Annotated in this window: 23 protein-coding genes; 9 read left to right on the top strand and 14 right to left on the bottom strand. The window is 73.8% G+C overall.

Annotated features, from left to right (window positions below; all coding sequences use genetic code 11):
- Window positions 1–2 precede the first annotated feature (2 nt).
- The 3 genes from A4V12_RS10835 to A4V12_RS10825 are packed head-to-tail and all read right to left on the bottom strand — an operon-like array spanning window position 3 to window position 3060.
- Window positions 3–596, bottom strand: a complete 594-nt coding sequence (locus tag A4V12_RS10835; protein WP_064069069.1) for a TetR/AcrR family transcriptional regulator — start codon at window positions 594–596, stop codon at window positions 3–5.
- Between the two features lie 38 nt (window positions 597–634).
- Entirely contained in the window at window positions 635–2299 is a 1665-nt protein-coding gene (locus A4V12_RS10830; protein ID WP_107415387.1) for a class I adenylate-forming enzyme family protein, read from the bottom strand.
- Window positions 2296–3060: an SDR family oxidoreductase gene (locus tag A4V12_RS10825; RefSeq protein ID WP_064069067.1), complete on the bottom strand. Its 765-nt coding sequence runs from the start codon at window positions 3058–3060 to the stop codon at window positions 2296–2298. Before A4V12_RS10825 ends, A4V12_RS10830 begins: the two co-directional genes overlap by 4 nt.
- A 187-nt stretch (window positions 3061–3247) precedes the next feature.
- Between A4V12_RS10825 and A4V12_RS10820 the strand changes: the two genes are divergently transcribed.
- From A4V12_RS10820 to A4V12_RS10795, 6 genes are all read left to right on the top strand, one after another.
- Window positions 3248–4492, top strand: coding sequence for an exo-beta-N-acetylmuramidase NamZ family protein (locus A4V12_RS10820; RefSeq protein ID WP_064069066.1), 1245 nt, complete (start codon window positions 3248–3250; stop codon window positions 4490–4492).
- 329 nt (window positions 4493–4821) lie between these two features.
- Window positions 4822–5433 (top strand): hypothetical protein, encoded by a 612-nt coding sequence (locus A4V12_RS10815; protein WP_064069065.1) that lies wholly within the window; start codon window positions 4822–4824, stop codon window positions 5431–5433.
- A gap of 246 nt (window positions 5434–5679) precedes the next feature.
- A complete protein-coding gene (locus A4V12_RS10810; protein WP_064069064.1) occupies window positions 5680–6402 on the top strand; it encodes a 3-keto-5-aminohexanoate cleavage protein in 723 nt (240 codons plus the stop codon).
- 72 nt (window positions 6403–6474) lie between these two features.
- On the top strand, window positions 6475–7542 hold the full coding sequence (locus tag A4V12_RS10805; protein ID WP_064069063.1) for an RNA ligase (ATP): 1068 nt from the start codon (window positions 6475–6477) through the stop codon (window positions 7540–7542).
- Between the two features lie 99 nt (window positions 7543–7641).
- Entirely contained in the window at window positions 7642–8064 is a 423-nt protein-coding gene (locus A4V12_RS10800) for an Hsp20/alpha crystallin family protein (RefSeq protein WP_064069062.1), read from the top strand.
- A 78-nt stretch (window positions 8065–8142) separates the two neighbouring features.
- A complete protein-coding gene (locus tag A4V12_RS10795) occupies window positions 8143–8562 on the top strand; it encodes a DUF2267 domain-containing protein (protein WP_064069061.1) in 420 nt (139 codons plus the stop codon).
- A gap of 73 nt (window positions 8563–8635) precedes the next feature.
- Here A4V12_RS10795 and soxR read toward each other — a convergent pair whose 3' ends face one another.
- Window positions 8636–9124: a redox-sensitive transcriptional activator SoxR gene (gene soxR / locus A4V12_RS10790; RefSeq protein WP_064069060.1), complete on the bottom strand. Its 489-nt coding sequence runs from the start codon at window positions 9122–9124 to the stop codon at window positions 8636–8638.
- A gap of 105 nt (window positions 9125–9229) precedes the next feature.
- Here soxR and A4V12_RS10785 point away from each other — a divergent pair, with 105 nt between their 5' ends.
- On the top strand, window positions 9230–9691 hold the full coding sequence (locus tag A4V12_RS10785; protein ID WP_064069059.1) for a MaoC family dehydratase: 462 nt from the start codon (window positions 9230–9232) through the stop codon (window positions 9689–9691).
- Here A4V12_RS10785 and A4V12_RS10780 read toward each other — a convergent pair.
- The 3 genes from A4V12_RS10780 to A4V12_RS10770 form a co-directional block, all read right to left on the bottom strand.
- Window positions 9682–10323 (bottom strand): TetR/AcrR family transcriptional regulator, encoded by a 642-nt coding sequence (locus A4V12_RS10780; protein ID WP_064069058.1) that lies wholly within the window; start codon window positions 10321–10323, stop codon window positions 9682–9684. The two genes, A4V12_RS10785 and A4V12_RS10780, sit on opposite strands and share 10 nt — an antisense overlap.
- A 62-nt stretch (window positions 10324–10385) precedes the next feature.
- Window positions 10386–10673 (bottom strand): YiaA/YiaB family inner membrane protein, encoded by a 288-nt coding sequence (locus A4V12_RS10775; protein WP_064069057.1) that lies wholly within the window; start codon window positions 10671–10673, stop codon window positions 10386–10388.
- A gap of 58 nt (window positions 10674–10731) precedes the next feature.
- On the bottom strand, window positions 10732–11883 hold the full coding sequence (locus A4V12_RS10770; protein WP_064069056.1) for an acyl-CoA dehydrogenase family protein: 1152 nt from the start codon (window positions 11881–11883) through the stop codon (window positions 10732–10734).
- Window positions 11884–11945: 62 nt separating this feature from the next.
- On the opposite strand from A4V12_RS10770, the gene A4V12_RS10765 reads away from it, so the two are divergent.
- Window positions 11946–12590 (top strand): TetR/AcrR family transcriptional regulator, encoded by a 645-nt coding sequence (locus A4V12_RS10765; RefSeq protein WP_064069055.1) that lies wholly within the window; start codon window positions 11946–11948, stop codon window positions 12588–12590.
- 139 nt (window positions 12591–12729) lie between these two features.
- Here A4V12_RS10765 and A4V12_RS10760 read toward each other — a convergent pair whose 3' ends face one another.
- From A4V12_RS10760 to A4V12_RS10730, 7 genes are all read right to left on the bottom strand, one after another.
- Window positions 12730–13809: a zinc-binding dehydrogenase gene (locus A4V12_RS10760; protein WP_064069054.1), complete on the bottom strand. Its 1080-nt coding sequence runs from the start codon at window positions 13807–13809 to the stop codon at window positions 12730–12732.
- 22 nt (window positions 13810–13831) lie between these two features.
- Window positions 13832–15226 (bottom strand): aldehyde dehydrogenase family protein, encoded by a 1395-nt coding sequence (locus A4V12_RS10755; RefSeq protein WP_064069053.1) that lies wholly within the window; start codon window positions 15224–15226, stop codon window positions 13832–13834.
- A 103-nt stretch (window positions 15227–15329) separates the two neighbouring features.
- Window positions 15330–15815 (bottom strand): DUF3574 domain-containing protein, encoded by a 486-nt coding sequence (locus A4V12_RS10750; protein ID WP_079136974.1) that lies wholly within the window; start codon window positions 15813–15815, stop codon window positions 15330–15332.
- A 158-nt stretch (window positions 15816–15973) separates the two neighbouring features.
- Entirely contained in the window at window positions 15974–17239 is a 1266-nt protein-coding gene (locus A4V12_RS10745; RefSeq protein WP_079136969.1) for an MFS transporter, read from the bottom strand.
- Window positions 17239–18705, bottom strand: coding sequence for a CitMHS family transporter (locus tag A4V12_RS10740; RefSeq protein ID WP_064069052.1), 1467 nt, complete (start codon window positions 18703–18705; stop codon window positions 17239–17241). Before A4V12_RS10740 ends, A4V12_RS10745 begins: the two co-directional genes overlap by 1 nt.
- A 120-nt stretch (window positions 18706–18825) precedes the next feature.
- Entirely contained in the window at window positions 18826–21024 is a 2199-nt protein-coding gene (locus tag A4V12_RS10735; protein ID WP_064069051.1) for a molybdopterin oxidoreductase family protein, read from the bottom strand.
- A gap of 95 nt (window positions 21025–21119) precedes the next feature.
- Window positions 21120–21797, bottom strand: coding sequence for a TetR family transcriptional regulator (locus A4V12_RS10730; RefSeq protein ID WP_234372137.1), 678 nt, complete (start codon window positions 21795–21797; stop codon window positions 21120–21122).
- 174 nt (window positions 21798–21971) lie between these two features.
- Here A4V12_RS10730 and hmgA point away from each other — a divergent pair, with 174 nt between their 5' ends.
- Window positions 21972–23294 (top strand): homogentisate 1,2-dioxygenase, encoded by a 1323-nt coding sequence (gene hmgA, locus A4V12_RS10725; RefSeq protein WP_064069049.1) that lies wholly within the window; start codon window positions 21972–21974, stop codon window positions 23292–23294.
- The last annotated feature ends 8 nt before the right edge of the window (window positions 23295–23302 follow it).

Raw genomic sequence — 23302 nt, 5'->3', positions numbered from 1 at the left:
CGTCAGGCCCGCAAGGCCCTCAGCAGCAGGTCGGCCAGGTGCTCGGCCACCTGCTGGGGGCTGAGCGGGCCGTCCGGCCGGTACCAGGTGGACAGGTGGTGGACCGAGCCGAAGTGGTAGTCCACCACCAGGTCCGCGGGGGTGGCCGTGGAGAAGACGCCCTGCTCCTGCCCCTCCTCGATGAGGGCCCGGAACCGCTCGTGGTAGCGGCGCCGCTCCGCGCGGACCTGCTTGTTCTTCTCCGGGCTCAGGTGGTGCATCGACCGGAAGAAGATCGACGCGTCGTCGAGGTTCTCGATGGTGGTGACGACCACGTCGGCGGCGGCGTCCCGCAGCCGCTGCTCCACGGGCGCGTCCGCGCCCGCGAAGGCGTCCAGCCGTTCCTGCTGGAGCCGCAGCACGCGCGAGTACACCTCCTGGAGCAGGTCCTCCTTGGAGCCGAAGTAGTGGTAGAGGGCACCCTTGGTGACGCCGGCCGCCTCGACGATCTCCTGGACGGAGGTGCGGTCGTACCCCTGTTCGGCGAAGAGCCGGGTGGCGGTGGCCAGCAGCCTCTGGGGGACGGGGGTGCCGTTCCCGTCCGTCGTCCTGGCCATGTGCCGCCACCTTTCTCGTACGTGTGCGTGTCGCCGTCTTACGCGGGGTAACGCAGTTCCCGCCTGAGGATCTTCCCACTGGTCGTCTTCGGCAGATCCGGCAGGATCTCGACCTCGCGGGGATATTTGTACGCCGCGAGGCGCCGCTCGCAGTACGCGGACAGCTCCGCCGGCTCCGCCGCGGCTCCCGGGCACAGACTGACGTAGGCCTTGACCGTCTCCCCCCGGTAGGCGTCGGGGACACCCACGACGGCCGCCTCGCGGACCGCCGGATGGGTGTGGAGCACGTCCTCGACCTCGCGCGGCCACACCTTGAACCCCGAGGCGTTGATCATGTCCTTCTTGCGGTCGACCACGTACAGCCAGCCGTCCCGGTCCATGAAGCCGATGTCGCCGGTGCGCAGCTCGCCGTCCGGGAAGCTCTCGGCGGTGGCCTGCGGCATCCGCCAGTAGCCGGGGACCACCTGCGGGCCGCGCACCGTGATCTCGCCCTGCTCGCCGAACGGCACCTCCTCGCCGTTCTCGTCCAGGATCCGGACGACGGTCTCGGGGCCGGGGACGCCGACCGAGAGGGTGCCGGAGGCGGGGTCGACCGGGGCCTCCTTGTCGGGCGGCACGGAGGCGCAGGGGGCGGTGCACTCGGTGAGGCCGTAGCCGTTGCGGAGGTAGGGGCCGAAGCCGGCCCGGAACTTCTCGACCAGCGCCGGGGGGACCGGGGCGCCGCCGGAGGAGATCACCTGGAAGGAGGCGAAGTGGCCGGGCGTGGCCCCGGGGTGGGCGGCGAGCGCCATGAAGGCGGTGGAGGGGCCGACGGTGTAGGCGGGGCGGTGCTCGGCGAAGGCGTCCAGGACGACGCCCGCCTCGAAGCGGTACGCGAGGACGAGGGTGCCCGCGTTGGCGACGCAGGCGGCCAGCTCGCACACCATGCCGGTGATGTGGAAGAGCGGCGCGAGGGCGAAGTAGCCGGAGCCTTCGGCGACGGGGTGGCCGGTGCGCTGCCGCTCGGCGTTGTACATGATCCCGCGGTGCAGGTTCATGGCGCCCTTGGGCGTGCCGCTGGTGCCGGAGGTGTAGCTGATCAGGGCCACGTCGGCGCCGGTGAGGTCGCGCCCGTACTGCGGCGCCGGGTGGTCCGCGCGGGCCACGGCGACCAGGTCGTCGGTGTCGGACGGCACGGGCAGCCGTTCGAAGCCCAGGACGCGCGGGTCGTCGCGGGTCTGGAGGTCCTTCTCGCAGGCGGTGAGGGCGAAGCGCACGGGCGAGGCGGCGGCCGTCTCGCGCAGGTACCCCTCCCAGGCGCGGTCGGAGCAGATCAGGACGCTCGCCCCGGAGTCGGCCAGGACGTGGGCGACCTCGGCCGACTTGTACATCGGGTTCAGCGGGACGACGGTGGCGCCGGCCTTCCAGGCACCGAGCAGGGCGAGGACGAAGTGCGGGGTGTTCTGGAGCATCAGGGCGACCCGGTCGCCGCGGCCGACGCCCCGGGCGGCCAGGTGTCCGGCCACCGAGTCGGAGAGCGCGTCGGTCTCGCGGTAGCTCAGGCGCCCGTCGAAGTAGGCGAGAGCGGTGCGGCCGGGGGCCCTGGCGACGGCGGCGCGGAAGGCGTGCAGGACGGTGGCCGCCGGCCGCACCGGGGCCCGCTGGGCCTCGCTCAGCTGTGCGAGCCACGGTCTGGCCACGTAGACCGAGGTCTTCGGGTTCACTCGCCGTCGCCCTCCCACTTCTGCTGGATGTGGCTCATATTGTTCAGCCAGCGCTCCGGGTCGCCCGCACGGGCCCGGTAGTAGGCGGCGACCTCGGGGTGGGGCAGGATCAGGAACCGGTCGGCCTCGATGCCCTCGAAGAGCGCGTCGGCGACGTCCTCGGGCTCGATGGCGGTGGGGGCGAGGACCAGGTCGCCCGCCGAGCCGGCGGCGGTGAGCATGTCCGTACGGACGCCCTGCGGGCAGATCGCGTGCACCTTCAGGCCGCGGTGGCGGTAGGTGAGCGAGAGCCATTCGGCGAAGGCGTACGCGCCGTGCTTGGACACGCTGTAGGGCGCGGCGCCGACCATGGTGAGGAGTCCGGCCGCCGAGACGGTGGAGACGAAGCGGCCGGAGCCGCGCTCCAGCCAGTCGGGCAGCAGGGTGCGGGCGGCGCGGACGTGGGCCATCACGTTGACGTCCCAGGCGGCTGCCCAGACGTGCTCCTCGGCGAAGGCGTCGCCGGGCGAGGCGAGGCCGGCGTTGGCGCAGTAGACGTCGACGGTGCCGCCGAGCGCGTCGCGGGCCTCCTCGACGACGGTGGAGGCGTCGCCCGGGACGGCGGTCCCGCCGATCTCGTCGGCGACGGCCTTGGTGCGGCCGGGGTCGATGTCGTTGACGACGACGCGGGCGCCTTCGGCGGCGAATCTGCGGGCGAGCGCGGCCCCGATGCCGCCGCCCGCTCCGGTGACCACCACGCCCGCGCCCTGGACCGTACTCATGGGACCCGCCTCTCGTCGTGACTGCTCGGCCTCGGCTCCTGACCGGGTGGACAGACTAACCGGTCGGTATGTGGCGGGGGAAGGGTGTCGCGGCGCCCGGACGACGTCGTGCCGCGTTCGTTCCCCGCGGCGGGCGGCCGCGCTAGCGTGCGAGTCCCGGATCGGTCGAGCGTCACGGAGGTGTCGGATGAGCGTGTCCAGGCGGGGTCTGCTGGTCGCCGGTGGCGCGGTGGGTGCGGTGGCCGCCGCGCCGGGCCGGGCGGGGGCCCACGGGGGCGGCGGCCGCCGGGTGCGGACCGGCTTCGACCGGCTCGCGGCCGACGGGTACGCGGCGCTGGCGGGGCAGCGGGTGGGGGTGGTGACCAACCCGACGGGGGTGACCGCCGGGGTGCGGCACGTGGTGGACGTCATGCACGCCGACGACCGCGTGGACCTGGTGGCGGTGTTCGGGCCCGAGCACGGTTTCCGCGGCACGGCCCAGGCGGGCGGTTCGGAGGGGCGGTACGACGATCCGGCGACGGGGCTGCCGGTGTACGACACGTACCTGAAGAGCGGGCGGGCGCTGGCGGACGTGTTCACCGCGTCGGGGGTCGACACGGTCGTCTTCGACATCCAGGACGTGGGCGCGCGTTTCTACACGTACATCTGGACGCTGTACGACTGCATGGTGTCGGCGGCGCTGGCGGGGAAACGTTTCATGGTGCTGGACCGGCCCAACCCGGTGACCGGGCGGGCCGCTCTCGGGCCCGTCCTGGACCGGGCGTTCGCGACGTTCGTGGGGCGTGAGCCGATCGCGCAGGCGCACGGGATGACGGTGGCGGAGCTGGCGCGGCTGTTCAACGGCGAGTTCCTGGCGGAGCCGGTGGAGCTGGCGACGGTGCGGATGTCCGGGTGGCGGCGGACCGACTTCTTCGACGCGACGGGGCTGCCGTGGGTGCCGCCGAGCCCCAACATGCCGACGCCGGACACCGCGCTGGTGTACGCGGGTACGTGCCTGTTCGAGGGGACGAACCTGTCGGAGGGGCGGGGCACGACCCGGCCCTTCGAACTGCTGGGCGCGGACGGTGTCGACCGGCGGTGGGCGGAGGCGGCGAACGCGCTGGAGCTGCCGGGCGTGCGCTTCCGCGAGGCGTACTTCGCTCCGGTGTTCTCCAAGTTCCAGGGCAGGACGGTGGGCGGGGTGCAGGTGCACGTGGACGACCGGGAGGCGTTCGATCCCGTGCGGACGGGTATCGGACTGCTGGTGACGGCGAAACGGAGCTGGAGCGGTTTCGCCTGGCGGGCGGACAACTGGATCGACAAGCTGACCGGATCGGCGAAGGTGAGGACCCTGATCGAGGCGGGCGCGGACACCGACGAGGTGGCCGGCGCCTGGGAGGCGGACCTGGCGGCCTTCCGGTCCGTGCGGCGGCGGTACCTGATGTACCGCTGACCGTGGGCGGACCGCCGCTGGCCGAACCGGCCACGGACGGGCGAACGTTCGCGATTCCGTCCGGCCGTCCGGAACGGTGGTATCCCGCCGATGCCGCCGATCGTGCGATGCGACCGGTGAGGACGCATTTGTGCGGCGCCCGGCGTGCGCGCACCCCCGCTGTGGTGAGGGAGCGTCAGTTCCGCGGAATCACCACACGGGTGGCCGTGGGGGCATTTCACGTCAGATGTCCTGCTGATGGACCCCATTCGTTTTTCGATGGAGCCGAACTGGGAACCCGTACGTCCATTCATCGACGCCGAAGTACGAGTGACGGAGGTGGCAGTGCGATGGCCGGATTCCGGAGTTTGGCGAGACAGGTTCGGGACCCACGGTGCGATCTGGCGCTGCGGCGGTATTCGCTGCGCAAGTGCCTGGAACGGTTCGCCCCTTACGGGCACCGGGCCACCTGGGACCACCTGTGCTCCAGGCACAGGTTCGGACCCGAGGACCGGGAGCCCGATCCGGCGCGGCTGGTGGCCGCGCTCGACGAACTGGAGGAGGCGCGGGCGGTCTGGCTCGCCTACGAGGAGCAGTTCGCGGCGCGCCGCAGGCGCGAGAAGCACGACGGGCTGCGGCGGCCCGGCTGGATCGACGACTGGCACCGGCGCACCTGGGGCGGCAACGGCATAGCGCGGTGCGACGACCCGTCGCTGCACCCGACGGTGCCCCTGGCGGAGGCGCTGCGCCGGCTGATCACCGCCCTGGAGACCGGGCCGGGCGAGCACTGCCCGGTGTGCGCGGGGGACGCGATCGTCTGGCGGCCGGACCTGTCGAACGAGCCCTGGTTCGGGCCCGTGTGCACGCGGTGCGGGGTGGTGGTGCCGCAGGCGGTGCTGACGCCCGAGGCCCTGGCGCTGGCCAAGCGCGGCCGGCGCAAGGAGCTCGCGTCGGTGGCGTGAGCCCGGTCGCGGACGGGCGGCACGGGTCCGGCTGCCGGCGGGTGCGCGCGCCGGCGTCGGTACGCGCCCGTGGTCCCGCGGCCGCGCGCCGCGCGTGCCTCGCACGGGCGGGCCGGGCGGGGGTCGTGGCCGGGGCGGACGGGGAGCCGGGACGGACGGGGAGCCGGGACGGCGGCCGCGCGTGGAGCGGGGGCCGCGCGTCGTTGGTGGCGGGGCGTCGTCGGTGGTGGGTGGCACCATCGGGGCATGATCCAGGTCTGTGTGAACGGGAGCCGCGGCACGGGGGATTCGGCCGCCGTGCCCATGTCGCCGGCCGCGATGGCCGGGTCGGCCGCGGGCGCGGTGGCGGCCGGGGCCGCCGAGGTGCACGTGCACCCCAAGTCGCCCTGCGGGGACGACACGCTGTCGCCGCGCGCGGTGGCCGCGGTGCTGACGGCCGTGCGCGGGGCGGTGGACGTCCCGGTCGGGGTGACCACCGGGGCGTGGGCGGAGCCCGAGCCGCGGCGGCGGGTGGAGCGGGTGCGGTCCTGGACGGTGCTGCCCGACCTCGCCTCGGTCAACTGGCACGAGCCGGGCGCGGAGGAGGTCGCCGCCGTGCTGCTGGAGCGGGGCGTGGGCGTGGAGGCGGGCCTCTGGTCGGGGACGGACGGGGTGCGGCGGTTCCTGGCGTCGTCGCTGGCGCCCCGGGTGTCCCGCGTGCTGGCGGAGGTGACGGACCCGGACCCGGTGACCGCCGGGGACACCGCCCGGGCACTGCTGGCGGAAGTGGGCGATGCCCACGGCCTGCCGGTGCTGCTGCACGGCGAGGACGGCGGGGCGTGGCCGGTGCTGCGCCTGGCGTTGCGCCGTGGGCTGGACACCCGCGTCGGCCTGGAGGACACGCTGCTGCTGCCCGACGGGCGGCCCGCGGACTCCAACGCGCGGCTGGTCGCCGAGGCATGTGCGCTACGGGACGCTACCAAGCGGTGAATTCGGTGGGCCACCGCTTTCCCGTCCGGCGACAGTGGGGGCGATGAACAACCCGCCACAAGGAGCACACCCATGTCGACCCTGCGTGTCACCGCGGAACTGCTGACCGTCCACGACCATCCGAACGCCGACGCCCTCGAGCTCGCGCAGGTCGGCCTGTACCGCGCGGTCGTCGCCAAGGGCGCCTACCGCACCGGCGAGGCCGCCGTGTACATCCCCGAGCAGGCGGTGCTGCCGGCCGGGCTCGTGGAGGAGCTGGGGCTGACCGGGCGGCTGGCCGGGAAGGCGTCGAACCGGGTGAAGGCCGTGCGGCTGCGCGGTGAGTTGTCGCAGGGCCTCGTCTGCCGGCCGCGCGCGCTGGCGGACGTGGACCTGGCGCGGGCGGCGGCCGAGGGCACCGACTTCGCGGAGGTGCTGGGCATCACCAAGTGGGTGCCGCCGGTGCCGACGACGATGAACGGTGACGTGGAGGCCGCCCCCGACCTGCTGCCGTGGGTCGACATCGAGAACATCCAGCGGTACCCGGGCATCTTCGAGCCGGGCGAGCCGGTCGTCCTGACGGAGAAGCTGCACGGCACGGCCTGCCTGATGACGTACGTCGCCGGGGAGGACCGGGTGCACGTCTCCTCCAAGGGCTACGGCGCCAAGGGCCTGGCCCTGACGGAGGACCCACGCAACCTGTACTGGCGGGCGATCCGGGCGTACGACGTGCCGGCGGTCGCCGCGGACCTCGCCGCGCGGCTGGGCGCGACCAGGATCGGCGTGTTCGGCGAGGTGTACGGCGCCGGGGTGCAGGACCTGGCGTACGGCGCCGACGGCCGGAGCCGGGAGCTGGGGTACGCCGTCTTCGACGTCGCGGCCGAGGTCGACGGGCAGGTCCGCTGGCTGGACCCGGCCGGGACGGTGGAGGGCGCGCTGCCGCTGGTGCCGCGGCTGTACTCGGGGCCGTACGACATCGCGAAGGTGCTGGAGCTGGCCACCGGCAGGGAGACCGTCTCGGGGCGGGAGCTGCACCTGCGCGAGGGCGTGGTCGTCCGGCCGGCCACCGAGCGGTACAGCCCGGTGGTGGGCGGCCGGGCGATAGCGAAGGCGGTGAGCCCCGCCTACCTCACCCGGAAGGGCGGCACGGAGTACGAGTGAGCTTTCTTGAGTGCCCTCTTGTCAACCCTCGGGGCCGGAGTTATAAGGAAAGGGCAGACGGTCAGCAGCATCCGTGAGCGAGCGGAGGAGGGACCGACGATGCTGATGCGGACCGACCCCTTCCAGGAACTCGACCGGCTCACCGAGCGCCTGCTGGGCACCAGCGCGCACCCGGCGGCCATGCCGATGGACGCCTACCGGGACGGGGACACCTTCGTCGTCCTGCTCGACCTTCCGGGCGTCCCGCCCGAGAGCATCGACCTGGACGTGGAGCGCAACGTGCTCACCGTGCGCGCCGAGCGCCGGGCCGCCCCGGACGGCGACACGGAGATGGTGGTCGCCGAGCGGCCGGCCGGCACGTTCGGCCGCCGGCTGTTCCTGGGCGAGACGCTGGACACCGAACGCATCGAGGCGTCCTACGACAAGGGCGTCCTGGCCCTGCGCATCCCGGTCGCCGAGCAGGCCCAGCCGCGCAGGATCACGATCGGGGGCGGCGGCGAGCGCGGGCGGATCAGCGCCTGACCGGCCCACCCCGCAGCGTGGGGGCGGGGGCGGTCCCGCCGGCCCCGCCCCGCCCTTCAACGAGGCCGAGGGAGAGAGATGCGCATGCAGTGGGACGCGTTCCTGGCCGCGGTTCAGGAACGCGGTGAGTACCCCTCCCGGCGGGAGGCCGACCGGGCCGCCCGCGTCGTCCTGGCCCTGCTCGGCGCCCATCTGGTGGGCAACGAGCGGGCCGAACTGGCCGCCGGGCTGCCGGAGACGTGCGCCCTGGTGCTGCTCAACCCGCTCCCCGCGGCCGAACCGCTCGGACCGGAGCGGTTCGTGCGGGCCACGGCGGCGTGGATCGAGGGCGCCACGGAGGAGACGGCCCAGTGGGACGTCGGCGCGGTCCTCAGCGTGGTGGCGGACACGGCGGGCGACGACCTGATGCGCCGGATACTCCTCCAGCTCCCGCCGGGCTACGACCTGCTGTTCGGCCGCCCCGGCATGAGCGAACCGGGCCTGCCCCCGGAGGCGTGACCCCCGGCGGGGACCGGCCCGTCCGCCGCGCCCCTGGTGCTGCCTCCCCGACGGCCGCGGCCGGTGCCGCTGTTCACGGACGGGTGGTGTCGGGCGTCGCCGGGCGGCGGCGCTCGGGCATGAGGCGCGACCCGGCGATGCGCTCGCCTATGACGTCGTCCGGGTTGGAGAGCACGCACGTCTTGAGGGAGAGGCAGCCGCAGCCGATGCAGTCGGTGAGGTGGTCACGCAGCCGGCTCAGCTGGTCGATCCGCTCGTCGAGTTCCGCACGCCACGTCTCGGACAGGCGCGCCCAGTCCTCCCTCGTGGGTGTCCGCTCCTCGGGGAGTTCCGCCAGGGCGTCGCGGATCGTCGCGAGCGGGATGCCCACGCGCTGGGCGGCACGGACGAAGGCGACGCGGCGCAGGGCGTCCCGGCTGTAGCGGCGCTGGTTGCCGCTGGTGCGGCGGCTGCTGATGAGGCCCTTGGACTCGTAGAAGTGCAGGGCCGAGACGGCCGCCCCGCTGCGCGCGGAGAGCTGGCCGACGGTGAGCTCGTGGATCTTCTCTGGAATCTGCGGCACCCCTCGAACCCTACTGGGCGGCGCGGGGCGGTCCGTTGACAGGACCGCGTCCCCCGCACCATGCTGAGCAAGCGCTTAGACATCGAGTGTCAGGGGAGCCGGAACATGGCAGAGCCGAGGATCTTCACGTCCGCCGACGAACTGCGCGCAGCGGTCGGCGAGCAGCTGGGGCACAGCGACTGGCTGGAGATCGAGCAGAAGCGGATCGATCTGTTCGCCGAGGCCACGGGCGACCACCAGTGGATCCACGTGGACCCGGAGCGGGCCGCGGCGGGGCCGTTCGGGACGACCATCGCGCACGGGTACCTCACCCTGTCGCTGATCCCCCTCCTCGTACCGCAGGTCATGCGGGTCGAGGGCATGAGGATGGGCGTCAACTACGGAGCCAACAAGGTGCGCTTCCCCGCCCCCGTGCCGGTCGGCTCGCGGCTGCGCGCGACGGCCGTGCTGCGGGGCGTCGAGGACGCGGGCGGCGGCGTGCAGGTGACCGCCCTGGTGACGGTGGAGCGCGAGGGCGGCGACAAGCCGGTGTGCGTCGCCGAGTCGGTGTCCCGCTACTACTTCTGAGCCCCGGGCGCCTCGGCGCCCACCATCCGCAGCACGAGGTCGGCGTAGAGCGCGCCGACCTCGTCGGGCGTCCGGCGCCCCTCGGTGTTGAACCAGCGGGCCACGTCGATGCAGAGCGAGAGCACCGCGAGGGTGGTGCCGGAGACATCGGGGACGTCGAACTCCCCTGTGGCCACGCCCTCGTTGATGATGCGGCGCACCGTGGCGTCGCTCCTGCGGCGCAGCTCGAAGATCTCCGCGCGGTGCTCGTCGCCGAGCGAGTCGAGCTCGTACTGGACCACGCGGGCGGTGGTGCGCCGCCCGGCGTGCCAGCGGACGAAGGAGCGTACGGCGTCGGCGAGCCGCTCGGTGGCGCCGCCGGGCCCGTCGGCGGCGGCCTGGAGGATGTCCAGCGCCTTCACGTGGCCGATGCGGCTGATCCGGTGGAGGAGCTCCTCCTTGGTCTTGTAGTGGATGTAGAGCGCGGCCGGGCTCATCCCGGCCCTGCCCGCGATGTCCCGGGTGGTGGTGGCGTGGTAGCCGCGCTCGGCGAAGGCCTCGACGGCGGCGACGAGCAGCCGCCTGGCCGCGTCAGGCGTCACCTCGTCCCATGGCGTGTCCTCGCCGCCGGCCGTTTCCTCCGCCGCACTCATCGCTCGCTCGCCCCTTCCGGTGGTCACAGGACGAACACCATACCCCGACAGTGAGCAAGCGCTTAGAGCTTCTGGAAGGGGTCGTGCTCGGCGAGCAGCTTCTCCAGCCGGGCCTGGTCGACCCGGCTGACGATCTGCCCGGCTTCCTGCCGGTCGCGGACGACCTTGGCGAGGGTGAAGGCGGAGGTGGTGAGGTAGAGGACGGCGATGCCCAGGAAGGCCCGGACCCAGGCGTCGGCCTCCAGGTTGAAGACGCCGAGGGCGACCGCGCCCAGGGCGATCCCGAAGGAGGCGACCGCCTGGCCGTAGTAGGCCGCCGTGTTCTGCTGCTTGACCGGTGTGTCACTCATGGGGACATGATCGGCGGCTGTGGCGCGGCCCACATCCGTCGCCGTACTCACCCGGCACTCAGAAGGCGGAGACCCCCGTCAGGGCGCGGCCGATGATGAGCTTCTGGATCTGGCTGGTGCCCTCGTACAGGGTCATGACGCGGGCGTCGCGCAGCAGCTTGCCGACCGGGTACTCGTCGATGTAGCCGTAGCCGCCGAAGACCTGGAGGGCGTTGCCGGCCGAGCGGACGGCGGCCTCGGAGGCGAACAGTTTCGCCTGGGAGGCGGCCGTGGCGAACTCCCGTCCGCGATCGACGAGATCGGCGACCCGCCAGGTCAGCAGCCGGGCCGCGTCCACGTCGACGGCGATGTCGCTGATCAGTTCCTGGACGAGCTGGTACGCGGCGATGGGCCTGCCGAACTGCTCGCGCTCCCCCGCGTACCGCACGGCCGCGTCCAGTGCGGCCTGGGCGATGCCGACGCAGCCGGCGGCCACGGACATCCGGCCCTTGGCGAGCGCCGACATGGCGATGGAGAACCCCTTGCCCTCCGGGCCCATGAGCGCCGAGGCGGGCACGCGGACGTCCTCAAGGACGAGTTCGGCGGTGGCCTGGCCGCGCAGGCCGAGCTTGCCGTGGATCGTGCGGCGGGTGAGGCCGGGCGTGTCGGTGGGGACCAGGAAGGCGGAGACGCCCCGGTGGCCGGGGGTGTCGTTGGTGCGGGCGAAGAGCAGCACCACGTCCGCCCAGGTGCCGTTGGTGATGAACATCTTGGTGCCGTTGATGACGTAGTCGCCGCCGTCGGGCACGGCCCGGGTGGTGAGGTTCCCGGCGTCGGAGCCGGTGCCGGGCTCGGTGAGGCCGAAGCAGCCGAGGGCGTCGCCGGCGGTGAGGCGGGGCAGCCAGTGCCTCTTCTGCCGCTCGTCGCCCCAGGCCGCGATGGTCTTGGCGACCAGACCCAGCGAGACGGACACGATGCCGCGCACCGACGAGTCGCCGCGCCCCAGCTCCTCGGTGACCAGGCAGTACGCCAGGTGGTCACCGCCGGAGCCGCCGTACTCCTCGGGCACGGTGAGGCCGAGGAAGCCGAGGGAGCCGAGCTTCTTGACGATCGACCTGTCGACGTTCTCGGCCCGGTCCCACTCGGCGGCGTACGGGGCGATCTCGCGCCGGACGAAGTCCTCGGCGAGCTGCCTGACGGCCGTCTGCTCCTCGCTCAGCTCCAGGTTCATACGCGGTCACCCCACTTTAACTACCACTGCTAGTTTCTTGTCCCCGGCCTACTATGTGCCGCATGGCCCGACCGCGCAAGCCCCTCCTCAGCAGAGACCGCATCGTCGCCACGGCCGGTGCGCTGGTGGACGCGGAGGGACTGGACGCCGTCTCCACCCGTCGCCTCGCCGCCGAACTGGGCGTCAGCGGGCCGTCGCTCTACAACCACTTCCGCACCAAGGACGAGATCCTGGAGGCCGTCGCGGACGCGGTGAGCGCGAAGGTCGACCTGTCGATGTTCGACGAGCACGACGGCCGCGACTGGCGCACCGCCCTGCACGACTGGGCCGTCTCCTACCGCGCGGCCCTCACCGACCACCCCAACATCGTGCCGGTGCTCGCCCGCGGGCCCGGCCGCCGCCCGGCCGGGCTCCGCGTCGCCGACGCCGTGTTCGGCGCCATGGTGCGCGCCGGCTGGCCCCCGGCCCAGGCCACCCACATCGGCGCGCTGATGCGGTACTTCATCACCGGCTCGGCGCTCGGCTCGTTCGCCCGCGGCTTCGTCGACGACGAGACGGCCTACGACCCGGCGGACTACCCCCACCTGGGCCAGGCCCACCTGCTCGCCGAACGGCAGCAGCAGGTCGACGAGGGCGCCTTCGAGACGGGCCTGCGCGCCCTGCTGGACGGACTCGCGGTGCGGTACGAGGCGGCGGTACGTCACTGACCCGGGCGGCGCGCGGCGCGGTACGAGGCGGCGCTACGTCACTGACCCGGGCCGCGCGCGGCGCGGGGGCGGGCAGGGGTGTGACGCCCCCGGCCTCGTATGCGGCCGGGGGCGTCGGGAAGGGTGCCGGGGCGGCGGCCTAGAAGACGACCAGGGCCCGTCCGCCCCTGCCCGCGATCATGTTGTCGAACGCCGCCGGGATGCCGTCCAGGGAGATGCGCTCGGTGACGAGCGCGCCCAGGTCGAAGCGCCCGGCCCGGATGTGGGCGGCGATGGCCGGCAGGTCCTCGGCGGGGCGCGAGTTGCCGTACACGCAGCCGGAGAGCGTACGGCCCCAGTGGAAGATCTCCAGGGCATGGAAGCTCACCTGCTGCTCCTTGCCGCCGATGCCGACGACCGTGGTGCGGCCGCCGCGCCGGGTGCAGTCCCAGGCGGTGCGGATGGTGACGGCACGGCCCACGCACTCGACGGCCACGTCCGCGCCGTGCCCGCCGGTGAGCTTCCTGACCTCCTTGGCGGTGGTCTCGGAGGCCACGAGGTATTCGGTGGCGCCGGCCTGCCGGGCCAGTTCCTCCTTCTCGGGCGACACGTCGACGGCGATGATCGTCCCCGCGCCCGCGATGCGGGCGGCCTGGAGGGTGGCGAGGCCCACTCCGCCGACGCCGAACACGACCACCGACTCGCCCTCGCGCACCCGCGCGGAGTGGTGGACCGCCCCGTACCCGGTGAGGACGGCGCAGCCGAGCAGGGCCGCGTCGGTGAGCGGTACGCCGTCGGGGGCGGGCAGCACGCACCCGGCCGGCACGACGGTCTCCTCGGCGAACGCGGCGACGTTCAGTCCGGGGTGCAGCCGCGTGCCGTCCTCGGCGACGGCGTGGACCCTGCCCGCTCCGGTGAGCGCCTCGGCGCAGAGCCACACCTCGCCCAGCGCGCAGGGGTGGCAGGAGCCGCAGGACGGCGCCCAGTTGAGCACGACCCCGTCGCCGGGGGCGACGTGGCCGACGCCCTCCCCGACGGCGAGCACCGTTCCGGCGCCCTCGTGGCCGAGGACCGCCGGGACGGGCAGCCGCATGGTGCCGTTGGACAGGGACAGGTCGGAGTGGCACACACCGGCCGCGGCGAGGCGGATCCTCACCTGGCCGGGGCCGGGCTCCGGGAGTTCGATGCCGGTGATCTCCAGAGGAGCACCTATGGCGGGCAGGACGGCGGCTCGGACCACGATCGTTGTCTCCCGGTGTCGTTCAGAACTGAAGGGACTTGGTCTGCAGGTACTCGGTGAGGCCGTGCGCGCCCAGCTCGCGCCCGACGCCCGACTGCTTGTAGCCGCCGAACGGGGCCAGCGGGTTGAACCGGCCGCCGTTGATGTCGACCTGACCGGTCTCCATGCGGCGCGCGAAGGCGACGGCCGTCTCGTCGTCGGCCGCCCACACCGCGCCGGCGAGACCGTACACGGTGCCGTTGGCGATGCGCAGGGCGTCGTCCTCGTCCTCGTACGGCAGGATCGAGACGACCGGGCCGAAGATCTCCTCCCGGGCGATGGTCATGTCGGGCGTGACGTCGGCGAAGACGGTGGGGCTGACGTAGTACCCCTTGTCGAGGGGCGCCTCGGGGCCGCCGGCGACGAGCCGGGCGCCCTCGGCGATGCCCTTCTCGATGTAGCCGCGCACCCGCTCCTGCTGCTTGGCGTTGACGAGCGGGCCGACGCGGTCGCCCGGCACGTACTTGGCGACCGCCGCGGCCGCGAGGTCGGCGGCCTCGTCCTGGAGGTCGCGGTGGACCAGCATCCGGGTCCAGGCGCTGCAGGTCTGGCCGGAGTTGGACATCACGTTGGCGATGCCGACGGAGACCGCCCTGGCGAGATCGGCGCCGGGCAGGATGACGTTGGCGGACTTGCCGCCGAGCTCCAGGGCGACGCGCTTGACGGCCGCGCCTGCCGCGGCGCCGATCCTCCTGCCGACGGCGGTGGAGCCGGTGAAGGAGACCATGTCGACGCCGTCGTGCTCGGCGAGGGCCTGCCCGGCGACCGGGCCGAGACCCGTCACCAGGTTGAACACACCGGCGGGCAGGCCGGCCGCGTCGACGGCCTCGGCGAACAGCTGGGCGGTCAGGGGCGTGTCCTCGGCCGGCTTGAGGACGATCGTGCACCCGGCGGCCAGGGCGGGCGCGACCTTCGCGACGATCTGGTGCAGGGGGTAGTTCCAGGGCGTGATGGCGCCCACCACGCCGACCGGCTCCATCAGGACGGTGGAGTTCCCCACCTTCTCCTCGAAGGCGTACGTGGCGGCCAGGTCGGCGTACGTGCCGGCGACGACGACCGGCAGGCCGGCGTGGATGGCCTGGGCGGTCTGCGGCGGTGCACCGAGCTCCGCCGTGATGGTCCCGGCCATCTCGTCCTTGCGGGCGGCCAGGGCGTCGCGCAGGGCGGCGATGCGCGCGGCCCGGTCGGCCGGGGCCGTGGCGGCCCACGCGGGGAGCGCGGCGCGGGCGGCCCGGACCGCGGCGTCGACGTCCTCGGCCGTGCCGGCCGGGACGTGGCCGATGACCTGCTCGTCGGCCGGGTTCACCACCGCGATGGTGCCGGTGCCGGCGGCGGGCCGCCACGCGCCGTCGATGTACATCCCGTCGTGGGCCTTCATCCGCTTCTCCTTCGGCCTTCGGAGCTGTTCCGTTGGATCGTCCCTCCCAAACTAGCGGTGGTAGTTTTTGGACGCCAGGGGCTGCGGGACCGACCACATCACATCAGAAGTCCACCGAGGTCCGTTCGTCGAGGCGGGCCACGGACTCCTGGCCGAATGCGCGCTCGTAGGCGTCGCGGATCCGCTCGACCGCCGGGTCGCGTACGTGCGCCTCCCCGGCCGGGTAGAGCAGGACCAGTTCGTACGACCGCTCCCGCGCGATCCGGCCGCTCGCGTCCCGCCACTGCCCGCGCCCCTCCCGGACGGTCAGCCCCTCGGGGAAGGCGGGGGTGACCTCGCGGTCGACGAAGGCCGTGAACTGCCGGTCCGTGACGGCCGGCCCCCCGTCGGGCCGCTCCGTGCCGAAGAGCAGCCGCGTCTCCACGTACGCCGCGCCGCGGGCGGTGGGCGCGGCACCGCCGGACCGGTCGTCGAGGGCCGCGTACGCGGCGGGGGCGCCGGCCGCGAGGAGGACCGCCGCGGTGGTGAGCGCCAGGCGGGAGCGGGTGGTGGTGGGCATGACCGGGTGGGGGCGGGTGCGTGTGGGCATGACCGGGCGGCCTTCCGTGCGGGGCGGGGTGCCGATCACTCTGACACTCGGGTGCGCCACCGGGCGGCCGAACCACCGGGCCGGACCGGAACCGGACGCGCTGGGACCGGACGACCGGACCCGATCGGCCGGAACCGGACGGGCGGGACCCTCCGGGGTCACCGCCGTGGGCGGGTTCCGCAGCGGGCCGCCCGGGTGCCGCCGGCCGCCCCGGTGGGGGTCCCCGCGCCACCGCCGGGGGCCGCCGCCTCCGGGCCGAGCGTCCCGCCGGTCCCCCGGCCCGCCCGGGCGCCCAGGCCCGCCGCCGCCAGGAGCAGGGCGCCCAGCATCACGAACGGGGCGGCCGTACCGGCGACGCCGGCGACCAGCCCGGCGGACGCCGGTGCCGCGACCTGGCCGAGCCGGTTGCCCGTCAGGCGCAGGGCGAGGGCCGTGGAGCGCGCCTCCTGGGGGGCGGCCCGGACCACGGTGGTCATCGACAACGGCTGGCCGGCCCCCAGGCAGAAGCCGAGCACGGCCAGCATCGCGGCGAGCGCCCACACGGGCACGGGCAGCGCGATGCCGGCGCACAGCACCCCGGCGAGCAGGCAGGTCACGGTCAGCAGCGCCGTGCGGCCCAGCAGCCGGAGCATCGGGGTCATCACCAGCCGGCAGGCGATGGTGGCGGCGGCGCGCAGGCTCAGCAGCAGTCCGACGGTGGCCGGCGGGATGGAGCGCTGCTCGCCCACGACCGGCAGGTAGGCGGTCAGGATGTCGGTCGCGGAGAGCACGGCGAGGCTGACGAAGATGCCGGCGGGCACCCCGCGCGTGCGCAGGATGCGGTGGACGGGGACCGCGTCCCGTTCCACGCGCGCGTGCCGGGGGCCGGCGTCGCGCTGCTCGACGCGCCAGAGGGAGGTGAGGGCCACCGCGGCGACCGCGGCCGACACCACCAGGGCGAGCGTGCCGCCGCGGCCCGGGGCGTCGCCGACGAGGAGCCCCGCGGCGACCGGCCCGACGAGCTGCCCGAGCGAGGCACCGATGGTGAAGTGCCCGAAGTCGCGGTCCTGTTCGGCCGGCGCGGACCGGCGGGCCACGAGGGACTGGGCGCCGATCACGAAGCACAGGTGGCCGAGCCCCATCACGCCGCTCCACGCGGCCATCCACGCCAGTGAGCCGGCCGTTCCGCTCAGCGCGCAGCCGCCGGCGATGAGCACGACACCGGTGGGCAGCAGGGGCGCGCACCGGCCGCGGTCGGTCCTGCGCCCGACCGGTACGGCGGCGAACAGCGGCAGCAGCGCGTACGCGCCCGCGATGACGCCGATCGCGCGCTCGTCCGCGCCCAGCGAGAGGGCGCGGTACGAGACGGCGGGCCGCGCCATCGACACCGCCGCCTGGGCGAAGCCGAAGGCGATGACGAGGCGCAGCAGCCAGTACCGCTTCATCAGATGATGCCGAGGAGCAGTCCGGCGCCCAGCACCACCAGCGAGGTCAGCGCCGCCCACTTGACGGTGAAGCGGGTGTGGTCGCCGAACTCGACCTTCGCCATGCCCACCAGGACGTACACCGCGGGCACGAGCGGGCTGGACATGTGCAGGGCCTGGCCCACCAGGGAGGCGCGGGCGATCTCCAGCGGTGACACGCCGTGCGCGGCGCCGGCCTCCGCGAGGACGGGCAGGACGCCGAAGTAGAAGCCGTCGTTGGACATGAAGTACGTCAGGGGCAGGCTCAACAGGCCGGTGACGAGGGCCATGTGCGGGCCCATGGCCTCCGGGACGGCGCCGACGAGCCAGTCGGCCATGTGCTTGACCATGCCGGTTCCGGTGAGGACCCCGGTGAAGACGGCGGCGGCGAAGACCATGCCGGCGACGTTGAGGACGTTGTCGGCGTGGGCGGCGATGCGCGCCTTCTGGTCGGGCATGTGCGGGAAGTTGACCGTGAGGGCGAGGGCCGCGCCGATCAGGAAGAGCACCGGGATGGGCAGCAGCTCCATGATCATGGCGGTGAGGAGGGCCACCGTCAGTGCCGCGTTGAACCAGTACAGCCGGGGGCGGAGGGTGGGACGCTCCGGGTCGAGTCCCTGGAACCCCTCGTCGGCCGCCGGTCCCGCGCCGTCGACGTCACCGTCACCGTCACCGGCCGGGGGCGTGCCCGGGGCCGGGGCCGGGGGCATGGACGCGCCCGGGGCCGGGGACGTGAGCGCCGGTGCGGTGACGGACCGCTCCGTGCCGCCGTCGCCGCCCGCCGCGGCCAGTACGGTCCCGGTCCGCGGCTCCAGGGCCTCGTCCAGGGTGAGGTGGCCCAGGCGCTTGCGCTCCCGCCGCCCCAGGACGTACGCGAGGGCGAAGACGAACAGCAGGCCGGCGCCGAGGGCCGGGATCATCGGTACGAAGATGTCGCCGGCGTCCAGCTTGAGCGCGGTGGCGGCGCGGGCCGTGGGGCCGCCCCAGGGCAGCGTGTTCATCACGCCGTTGGCGGTGGCGGCGACGCCGGTCATCACGACCAGGCTCATCCCGAGGCGCTTGTAGAGCGGGTACATGGCCGAGACGGTGATCATGAAGGTGGTCGACCCGTCGCCGTCCAGCGAGACGATCGCGGCGAGGACCGCCGTACCGACCACGATCCGCAGCGGATCGGCCTTGCAGAAGCGCAGGATGCCCCGGACGATCGGGTCGAAGAGGCCGACGTCGATCATCACGCCGAAGTAGACGATGGCGAACATCAGCATCGCGGCGGTGGGCGCGAGATTGCCGACGCCTTCGAGTACGTAGTCGCCGAGCTGTGCGCCCTGTCCGACGAGGACGCAGAAGAGGGCGGGGACGAGGACGAGCGCCGCGATCGGCGACATCTTCTTCATCATGATCAGGACCAGGAAGGTCGCGATCATGGCGAAGCCGAGGACTGTCAGCATGGAGGACACCTAACGTTCACCCTTGAACTCCACCGGGGGCGGCGGCCCGGATGACGTTAGGTGCCTCGTTCAGCCGTCAGCAAGATGTCGACGCGTGAGCAATACGAGCAAAACCCCAGGTCAGCTGGCTGGTGCTACGCGGACGGGGAAGCCGTTGAGCACGGCGGTGCCGGACAGCGGGTCGAGCCGGCTCCCGTCGAGCAGCTGGTTCACATTGACGCCCGGCCGTCCGGCGGCGACCGCCATGCGGGTCCCCGGCCGGTCGTGGCCCCAGCCGTGCGGGATGCTCACCACGCCGGGGCGCACGGCGTCCGTGACCTCGACGGGGACACGCAGCTCGCCGCCCTCGGCCTTGACGCGGGCGGTGCCGCCGTCGGTGAGGCCCAGGCGGTCCGCGTCCTCGGGGTGGACCTGGAGGGTGCAGGTGTTGGTGCCGCTGTTGAGCGTGGGGACGTTGTGCATCCAGCTGTTGTTGGAGCGCAGGTGACGGCGGCCGACGAGGACGAGGGAGTCGCCGGGTGCCGACAGGGCCTCCCGAAGCCGGGGCAGGTCGGCGGCGACGGGTTCCGGCAGGAGTTCGACGCGTCCGCTGCGGGTCTTGAGGACCTGGGGGACGCGGGGCTCCAGCGGGCCGAGGTCGATGCCGTGGGGGTGCGCCCGCAGCCGGTCGAGGGTGAGGCCGTAGGGACCGAGGCGCAGCATCAGGTCCAGCCGCCGCTCGGCGCCGGTGCGGCCGGTGAGGCGGACCGCGTACTCCTGGGGGTCCTGGCCGTGGGCGGGCGAGTGCGGCTCGGTGACGACCCTGGCGAGGGTGCGGGCGATGACCATGTCGTCGACGGTGTGCGGTGCGGCCCCGTGCATGCCGGTCGCGGCCAGGATCAGCCGGGCGTGGATCTCGCACTCGTCCATGCGGCCCGGCTCCAGGGGGACGGGCGCGGGGGTGTACCGGACCTGGTTGCGGACGGCGAAGCCGTTGAACGCGAAGTCGAAGTGGGCGCTCTGGGCGGGGGGCGGCGGCGGCAGGATCACGTCGGCGTGCCGTGAGGTCTCGTTGAGGTACGGGTCGACGCTCACCATGAAGTCCAGTGCGCCGAGGGCGCGGTCGAGGCGGTCGCCGTCGGGGGCGGAGAGGACCGGGTTGGCGGCGATGGCGACGAGCGCGCGGATGCGGCCCTCGCCGGGGGTCTCGATCTCCTCCGCGAGGGCGGCCATGGGCAGTTCGCCCTTGGCCTCGGGGTGCCCGGAGACACGGCTCGTCCAGCGGCCGAGCGCGAAGCCCTTGCCGGGACCGGCGGGGCGGGGCGCGGGGACCGTCGCGGAGAGCGGGAACAGCGCGCCGCCGGGCCGGTCGAGGTTGCCGGTGAGGACGTTGAGGACGTCGACGAGCCAGTTGGTGAGGGTGCCGTACGCGACGGTGCTGCCGCCGACCCGCCCGTAGACGGCCGCCGCCGGCGCCGCCGCCAGTTCGCGGGCGAGCGCCCGGATGGTGCCGGCGTCCACGTCGCACGCGCCGGCGACCGTCTCGGGCGTGAAGTCCCGTACGGCGGCCTCGACCTCCTCGACCCCCTGGACGTGCGCGGCGAGTGCCCCGAGGTCGGTGAGGCCCTCCTCGTACAGCACGTGGACGAGGGCGGCGAGCAGGAGCGCGTCGGTGCCGGGGCGGACGGCGACGTGCCGGTCGGCCAGGCGCGCGGTGCGGGTGCGGCGCGGGTCGACGACCGTGAGCGTGCCGCCGCGTTTGCGCAGCGCCTTGAGTTTGCCGGGGAAGTCGGGCGCGGTGCACAGGCTGCCGTTGGACTCCAGCGGGTTGGCGCCGATCACCAGCAGGTGGGCGGTGCGGTCCAGGTCGGGGACGGGGATGGCGAAGGGGTCGCCGAACATCAGCCCGCTGGAGACGTGCTTGGGCATCTGGTCCAGCGTGGACGCGGTGAAGAGGCTGCGGGTGCGCAGGGCGCCGAGGAGGACCGGCGGGTAGAGCGCCCCCGCCATGGTGTGGACGTTGGGGTTGCCGAGGACGACCCCGACGGCGTCGGCGCCGTGCCGCTCGACGAGCGGCGGCAGCCGGCGCGCGATCAGGTCGAACGCCTCCTCCCAGCCGGCCTCCGCCAGGGTGCCGTCCGCCCGGCGCACGAGCGGGGCACGCAGGCGGTCGGGGTCGGCGTCGAGCTCGCCGAACGACGCGCCCTTGGGGCAGATGAACCCCTGGCTGAAGACGTCGTCCCGGTCACCGCGCGCGCCGGTGACACGCGTGCCGTCGAGGGTGAGGGTGAGCCCGCAGGTGGCTTCGCAGAGCGGGCAGATACGCAGGGCGGTGGGCATGGAGGCCTCCCGGGGCGGCGGCAGCCGTGGGGCCGCGGCGGCGTGACACGCAGACACCGCCGAGCATACCGACCGGTACGCATGGTGGCGATGGGTCAGCCCCGGAGGACCGGCGCGAGATAGGCGTGGAGCAGTGCGCGGGTCTCGTCGATCAGCTCGGGGTCGCCCGGCGGCCCCGCCCGGAAGGCGAGCCGCAGGAGCGCGTCGGTCGCCTCGACCGCCACGAGCACCTTGCGGCGCAGCACCTCGCCGGAGGAGTGGTGGAGGTACCCGCCGAGCAGGCCGCGGATCCGTTCGGCGACGAGGTGGTTCACCCCGTGCTCGTCACCGTCGCGGCCGGCGTTTCCGTCGCCATCGTGGTCGCCGTCGCGGTCGCCGTTCCGGTCCGGGGACGCGTCCGGGGCCGCGTCCGGGGCCGCCTCCCGCGGCGCGGCGGGGACGCCGAAGTCCACGAGCGCGAAGCCCGGCTCGGTGCGCCTCATGGCGATGTACGCGTCGAGCACGGCGTCCACGGCGCCATGCGCGTCGAGGTCCGGCCGCTGCGCCAGCCGGGCCGCCACGCGCTCGGCGTAGCGGTCGAGGTTGCGGTGGGCGAGCGCGGCGGCCATGGCGCGCTTGCCGGAGAAGAAGCGGTAGACCGACCCGATCGGCACGCCCGCCCGCACCGCCACCTCGCGGGTGCTCAGCCGCTCGTAGCCGGCCTCCTCGATGAGCTGGGCGCAGGCGTCGAGGATCCGGGCCAGGCGCTCGGCGCTGCGCCGCTGCACGGGCACGCGGCGAAGCGGGGGCGGCGGGGGCACGGGCCCATGATGCCGTGCCGTGCCGCGGGAACCCGCGCCGCGCCGGGAGCGTCCAAGACCCACCCCCGTTGACGCGGGCGCTCTGGAATCCTACGGTCTTACATAGGATTCCATTCGGGGCAGGCAGAGCGACAGGAGCGGGCGACGATGACGAGCGATGTCACCGAACAGGCGAAGAAGATCGCGGAGGCCTTGGAGTACTCCACCGGCTTCGGCAACGAGCACAGCTCCGAGGCCGTCCCCGGCGCCCTGCCGCTCGGCCGGAACTCCCCCCAGCGCGCGCCGCTGGGCCTGTACGCGGAGCAGCTGAGCGGCTCCGCCTTCACCGAGCCGCGCGCCCACAACCAGCGCTCGTGGCTCTACCGGATCCGCCCGTCGGCCGCGCACCCGCCGTTCGTCCGCACCGGCAACGGCGCCCTGCGCACCGCGCCCTTCACCGAGACCGTCGCCGACCCCAACCGGCTGCGCTGGAACCCGCTCCCGGAGCCGGTGCCCGGCACGGACTGGCTGGCCGGCCTGTGGACCCTCGGCGGCAACGGCGACGCGGCGCAGCGCACCGGCATGGCCGTGCACCTCTACCACGCCGACACGTCGATGGAGCGGGTGTTCAGCGACGCCGACGGCGAACTGCTGATCGTCCCCGAGCGCGGCGGGCTGCTGCTCCGCACCGAGCTGGGCAACCTCGCCGCCCGCCCGGGCGAGGTCGCGCTGATCCCGCGCGGGATCCGCTTCCGCGTCGAACTGCTCGACGAGACCGCGCGCGGGTACGTCTGCGAGAACTACGGCCGGCCGTTCCAGCTGCCCGACCTCGGCCCGATCGGCGCCAACGGCCTGGCCAACCCCCGGGACTTCCGGGCGCCGGTGGCCGCGTACGAGGACGTGGAGGGCGAGGTGGAGGTGGTGAACAAGTTCTGCGGCAACCTGTGGACCGCGACGTACGACCACTCGCCCCTCGACGTCGTCGCCTGGCACGGCAACCACGTCCCGTACGTGTACGACCTGCGCACCTTCAACGTGATCGGGACCATCTCCTACGACCACCCGGACCCGTCGATCTTCACGGTGCTCACCTCGCCGTCCGACACCCCGGGACTCGCGGGCGTGGACTTCGTCGTCTTCGCGCCGCGCTGGCTCGTCGGCGAGGACACCTTCCGCCCGCCGTACTTCCACCGCAACGTGATGAGCGAGTACATGGGCCTGATCGAGGGCGCGTACGACGCCAAGGCCGAGGGCTTCGTCCCGGGCGGCGGCTCGCTGCACAACATGATGTCGGCGCACGGCCCGGACCGGGAGACGTTCGACAGGGCGAGCGCGGCGGACCTGGTGCCGCAGCGGATCGACGACGGCCTGGCGTTCATGTTCGAGACGCGCTGGCCCATCACGGCCACCGGCCAGGCGGCGGAGGCCGACCACCTGCAGCGCGGGTACGACGACGTGTGGCAGGGTCTTGAGCGCCACTTTCGGCCGTAGTACGGAGT

This window comes from Streptomyces noursei, assembly GCF_001646665.1.
In the GTDB taxonomy this organism is placed as follows: domain Bacteria; phylum Actinomycetota; class Actinomycetes; order Streptomycetales; family Streptomycetaceae; genus Streptomyces; species Streptomyces lavendulocolor.
Note: the sequence above shows the minus strand (reverse complement) of the source record. Positions and strands in the feature narration are given on the sequence as shown.

Coding starts and splice junctions, on each gene's coding strand:
- A4V12_RS10805 (WP_064069063.1), top strand. CDS start 6,475: ATGTCGACCCTGCGTGTCACCGCGGAACTGCTGACCGTCCACGACCAT.
- A4V12_RS10800 (WP_064069062.1), top strand. CDS start 7,642: ATGCTGATGCGGACCGACCCCTTCCAGGAACTCGACCGGCTCACCGAG.
- A4V12_RS10775 (WP_064069057.1), bottom strand. CDS start 10,673: ATGAGTGACACACCGGTCAAGCAGCAGAACACGGCGGCCTACTACGGC.
- A4V12_RS10795 (WP_064069061.1), top strand. CDS start 8,143: ATGCGCATGCAGTGGGACGCGTTCCTGGCCGCGGTTCAGGAACGCGGT.
- A4V12_RS10755 (WP_064069053.1), bottom strand. CDS start 15,226: ATGAAGGCCCACGACGGGATGTACATCGACGGCGCGTGGCGGCCCGCC.
- A4V12_RS10770 (WP_064069056.1), bottom strand. CDS start 11,883: ATGAACCTGGAGCTGAGCGAGGAGCAGACGGCCGTCAGGCAGCTCGCC.
- A4V12_RS10820 (WP_064069066.1), top strand. CDS start 3,248: ATGAGCGTGTCCAGGCGGGGTCTGCTGGTCGCCGGTGGCGCGGTGGGT.
- A4V12_RS10745 (WP_079136969.1), bottom strand. CDS start 17,239: ATGAAGCGGTACTGGCTGCTGCGCCTCGTCATCGCCTTCGGCTTCGCC.
- A4V12_RS10740 (WP_064069052.1), bottom strand. CDS start 18,705: ATGCTGACAGTCCTCGGCTTCGCCATGATCGCGACCTTCCTGGTCCTG.
- A4V12_RS10750 (WP_079136974.1), bottom strand. CDS start 15,815: ATGCCCACACGCACCCGCCCCCACCCGGTCATGCCCACCACCACCCGC.
- A4V12_RS10810 (WP_064069064.1), top strand. CDS start 5,680: ATGATCCAGGTCTGTGTGAACGGGAGCCGCGGCACGGGGGATTCGGCC.
- A4V12_RS10825 (WP_064069067.1), bottom strand. CDS start 3,060: ATGAGTACGGTCCAGGGCGCGGGCGTGGTGGTCACCGGAGCGGGCGGC.
- A4V12_RS10780 (WP_064069058.1), bottom strand. CDS start 10,323: ATGAGTGCGGCGGAGGAAACGGCCGGCGGCGAGGACACGCCATGGGAC.
- A4V12_RS10735 (WP_064069051.1), bottom strand. CDS start 21,024: ATGCCCACCGCCCTGCGTATCTGCCCGCTCTGCGAAGCCACCTGCGGG.
- hmgA (WP_064069049.1), top strand. CDS start 21,972: ATGACGAGCGATGTCACCGAACAGGCGAAGAAGATCGCGGAGGCCTTG.
- A4V12_RS10785 (WP_064069059.1), top strand. CDS start 9,230: ATGGCAGAGCCGAGGATCTTCACGTCCGCCGACGAACTGCGCGCAGCG.
- A4V12_RS10765 (WP_064069055.1), top strand. CDS start 11,946: ATGGCCCGACCGCGCAAGCCCCTCCTCAGCAGAGACCGCATCGTCGCC.
- A4V12_RS10835 (WP_064069069.1), bottom strand. CDS start 596: ATGGCCAGGACGACGGACGGGAACGGCACCCCCGTCCCCCAGAGGCTG.
- A4V12_RS10815 (WP_064069065.1), top strand. CDS start 4,822: ATGGCCGGATTCCGGAGTTTGGCGAGACAGGTTCGGGACCCACGGTGC.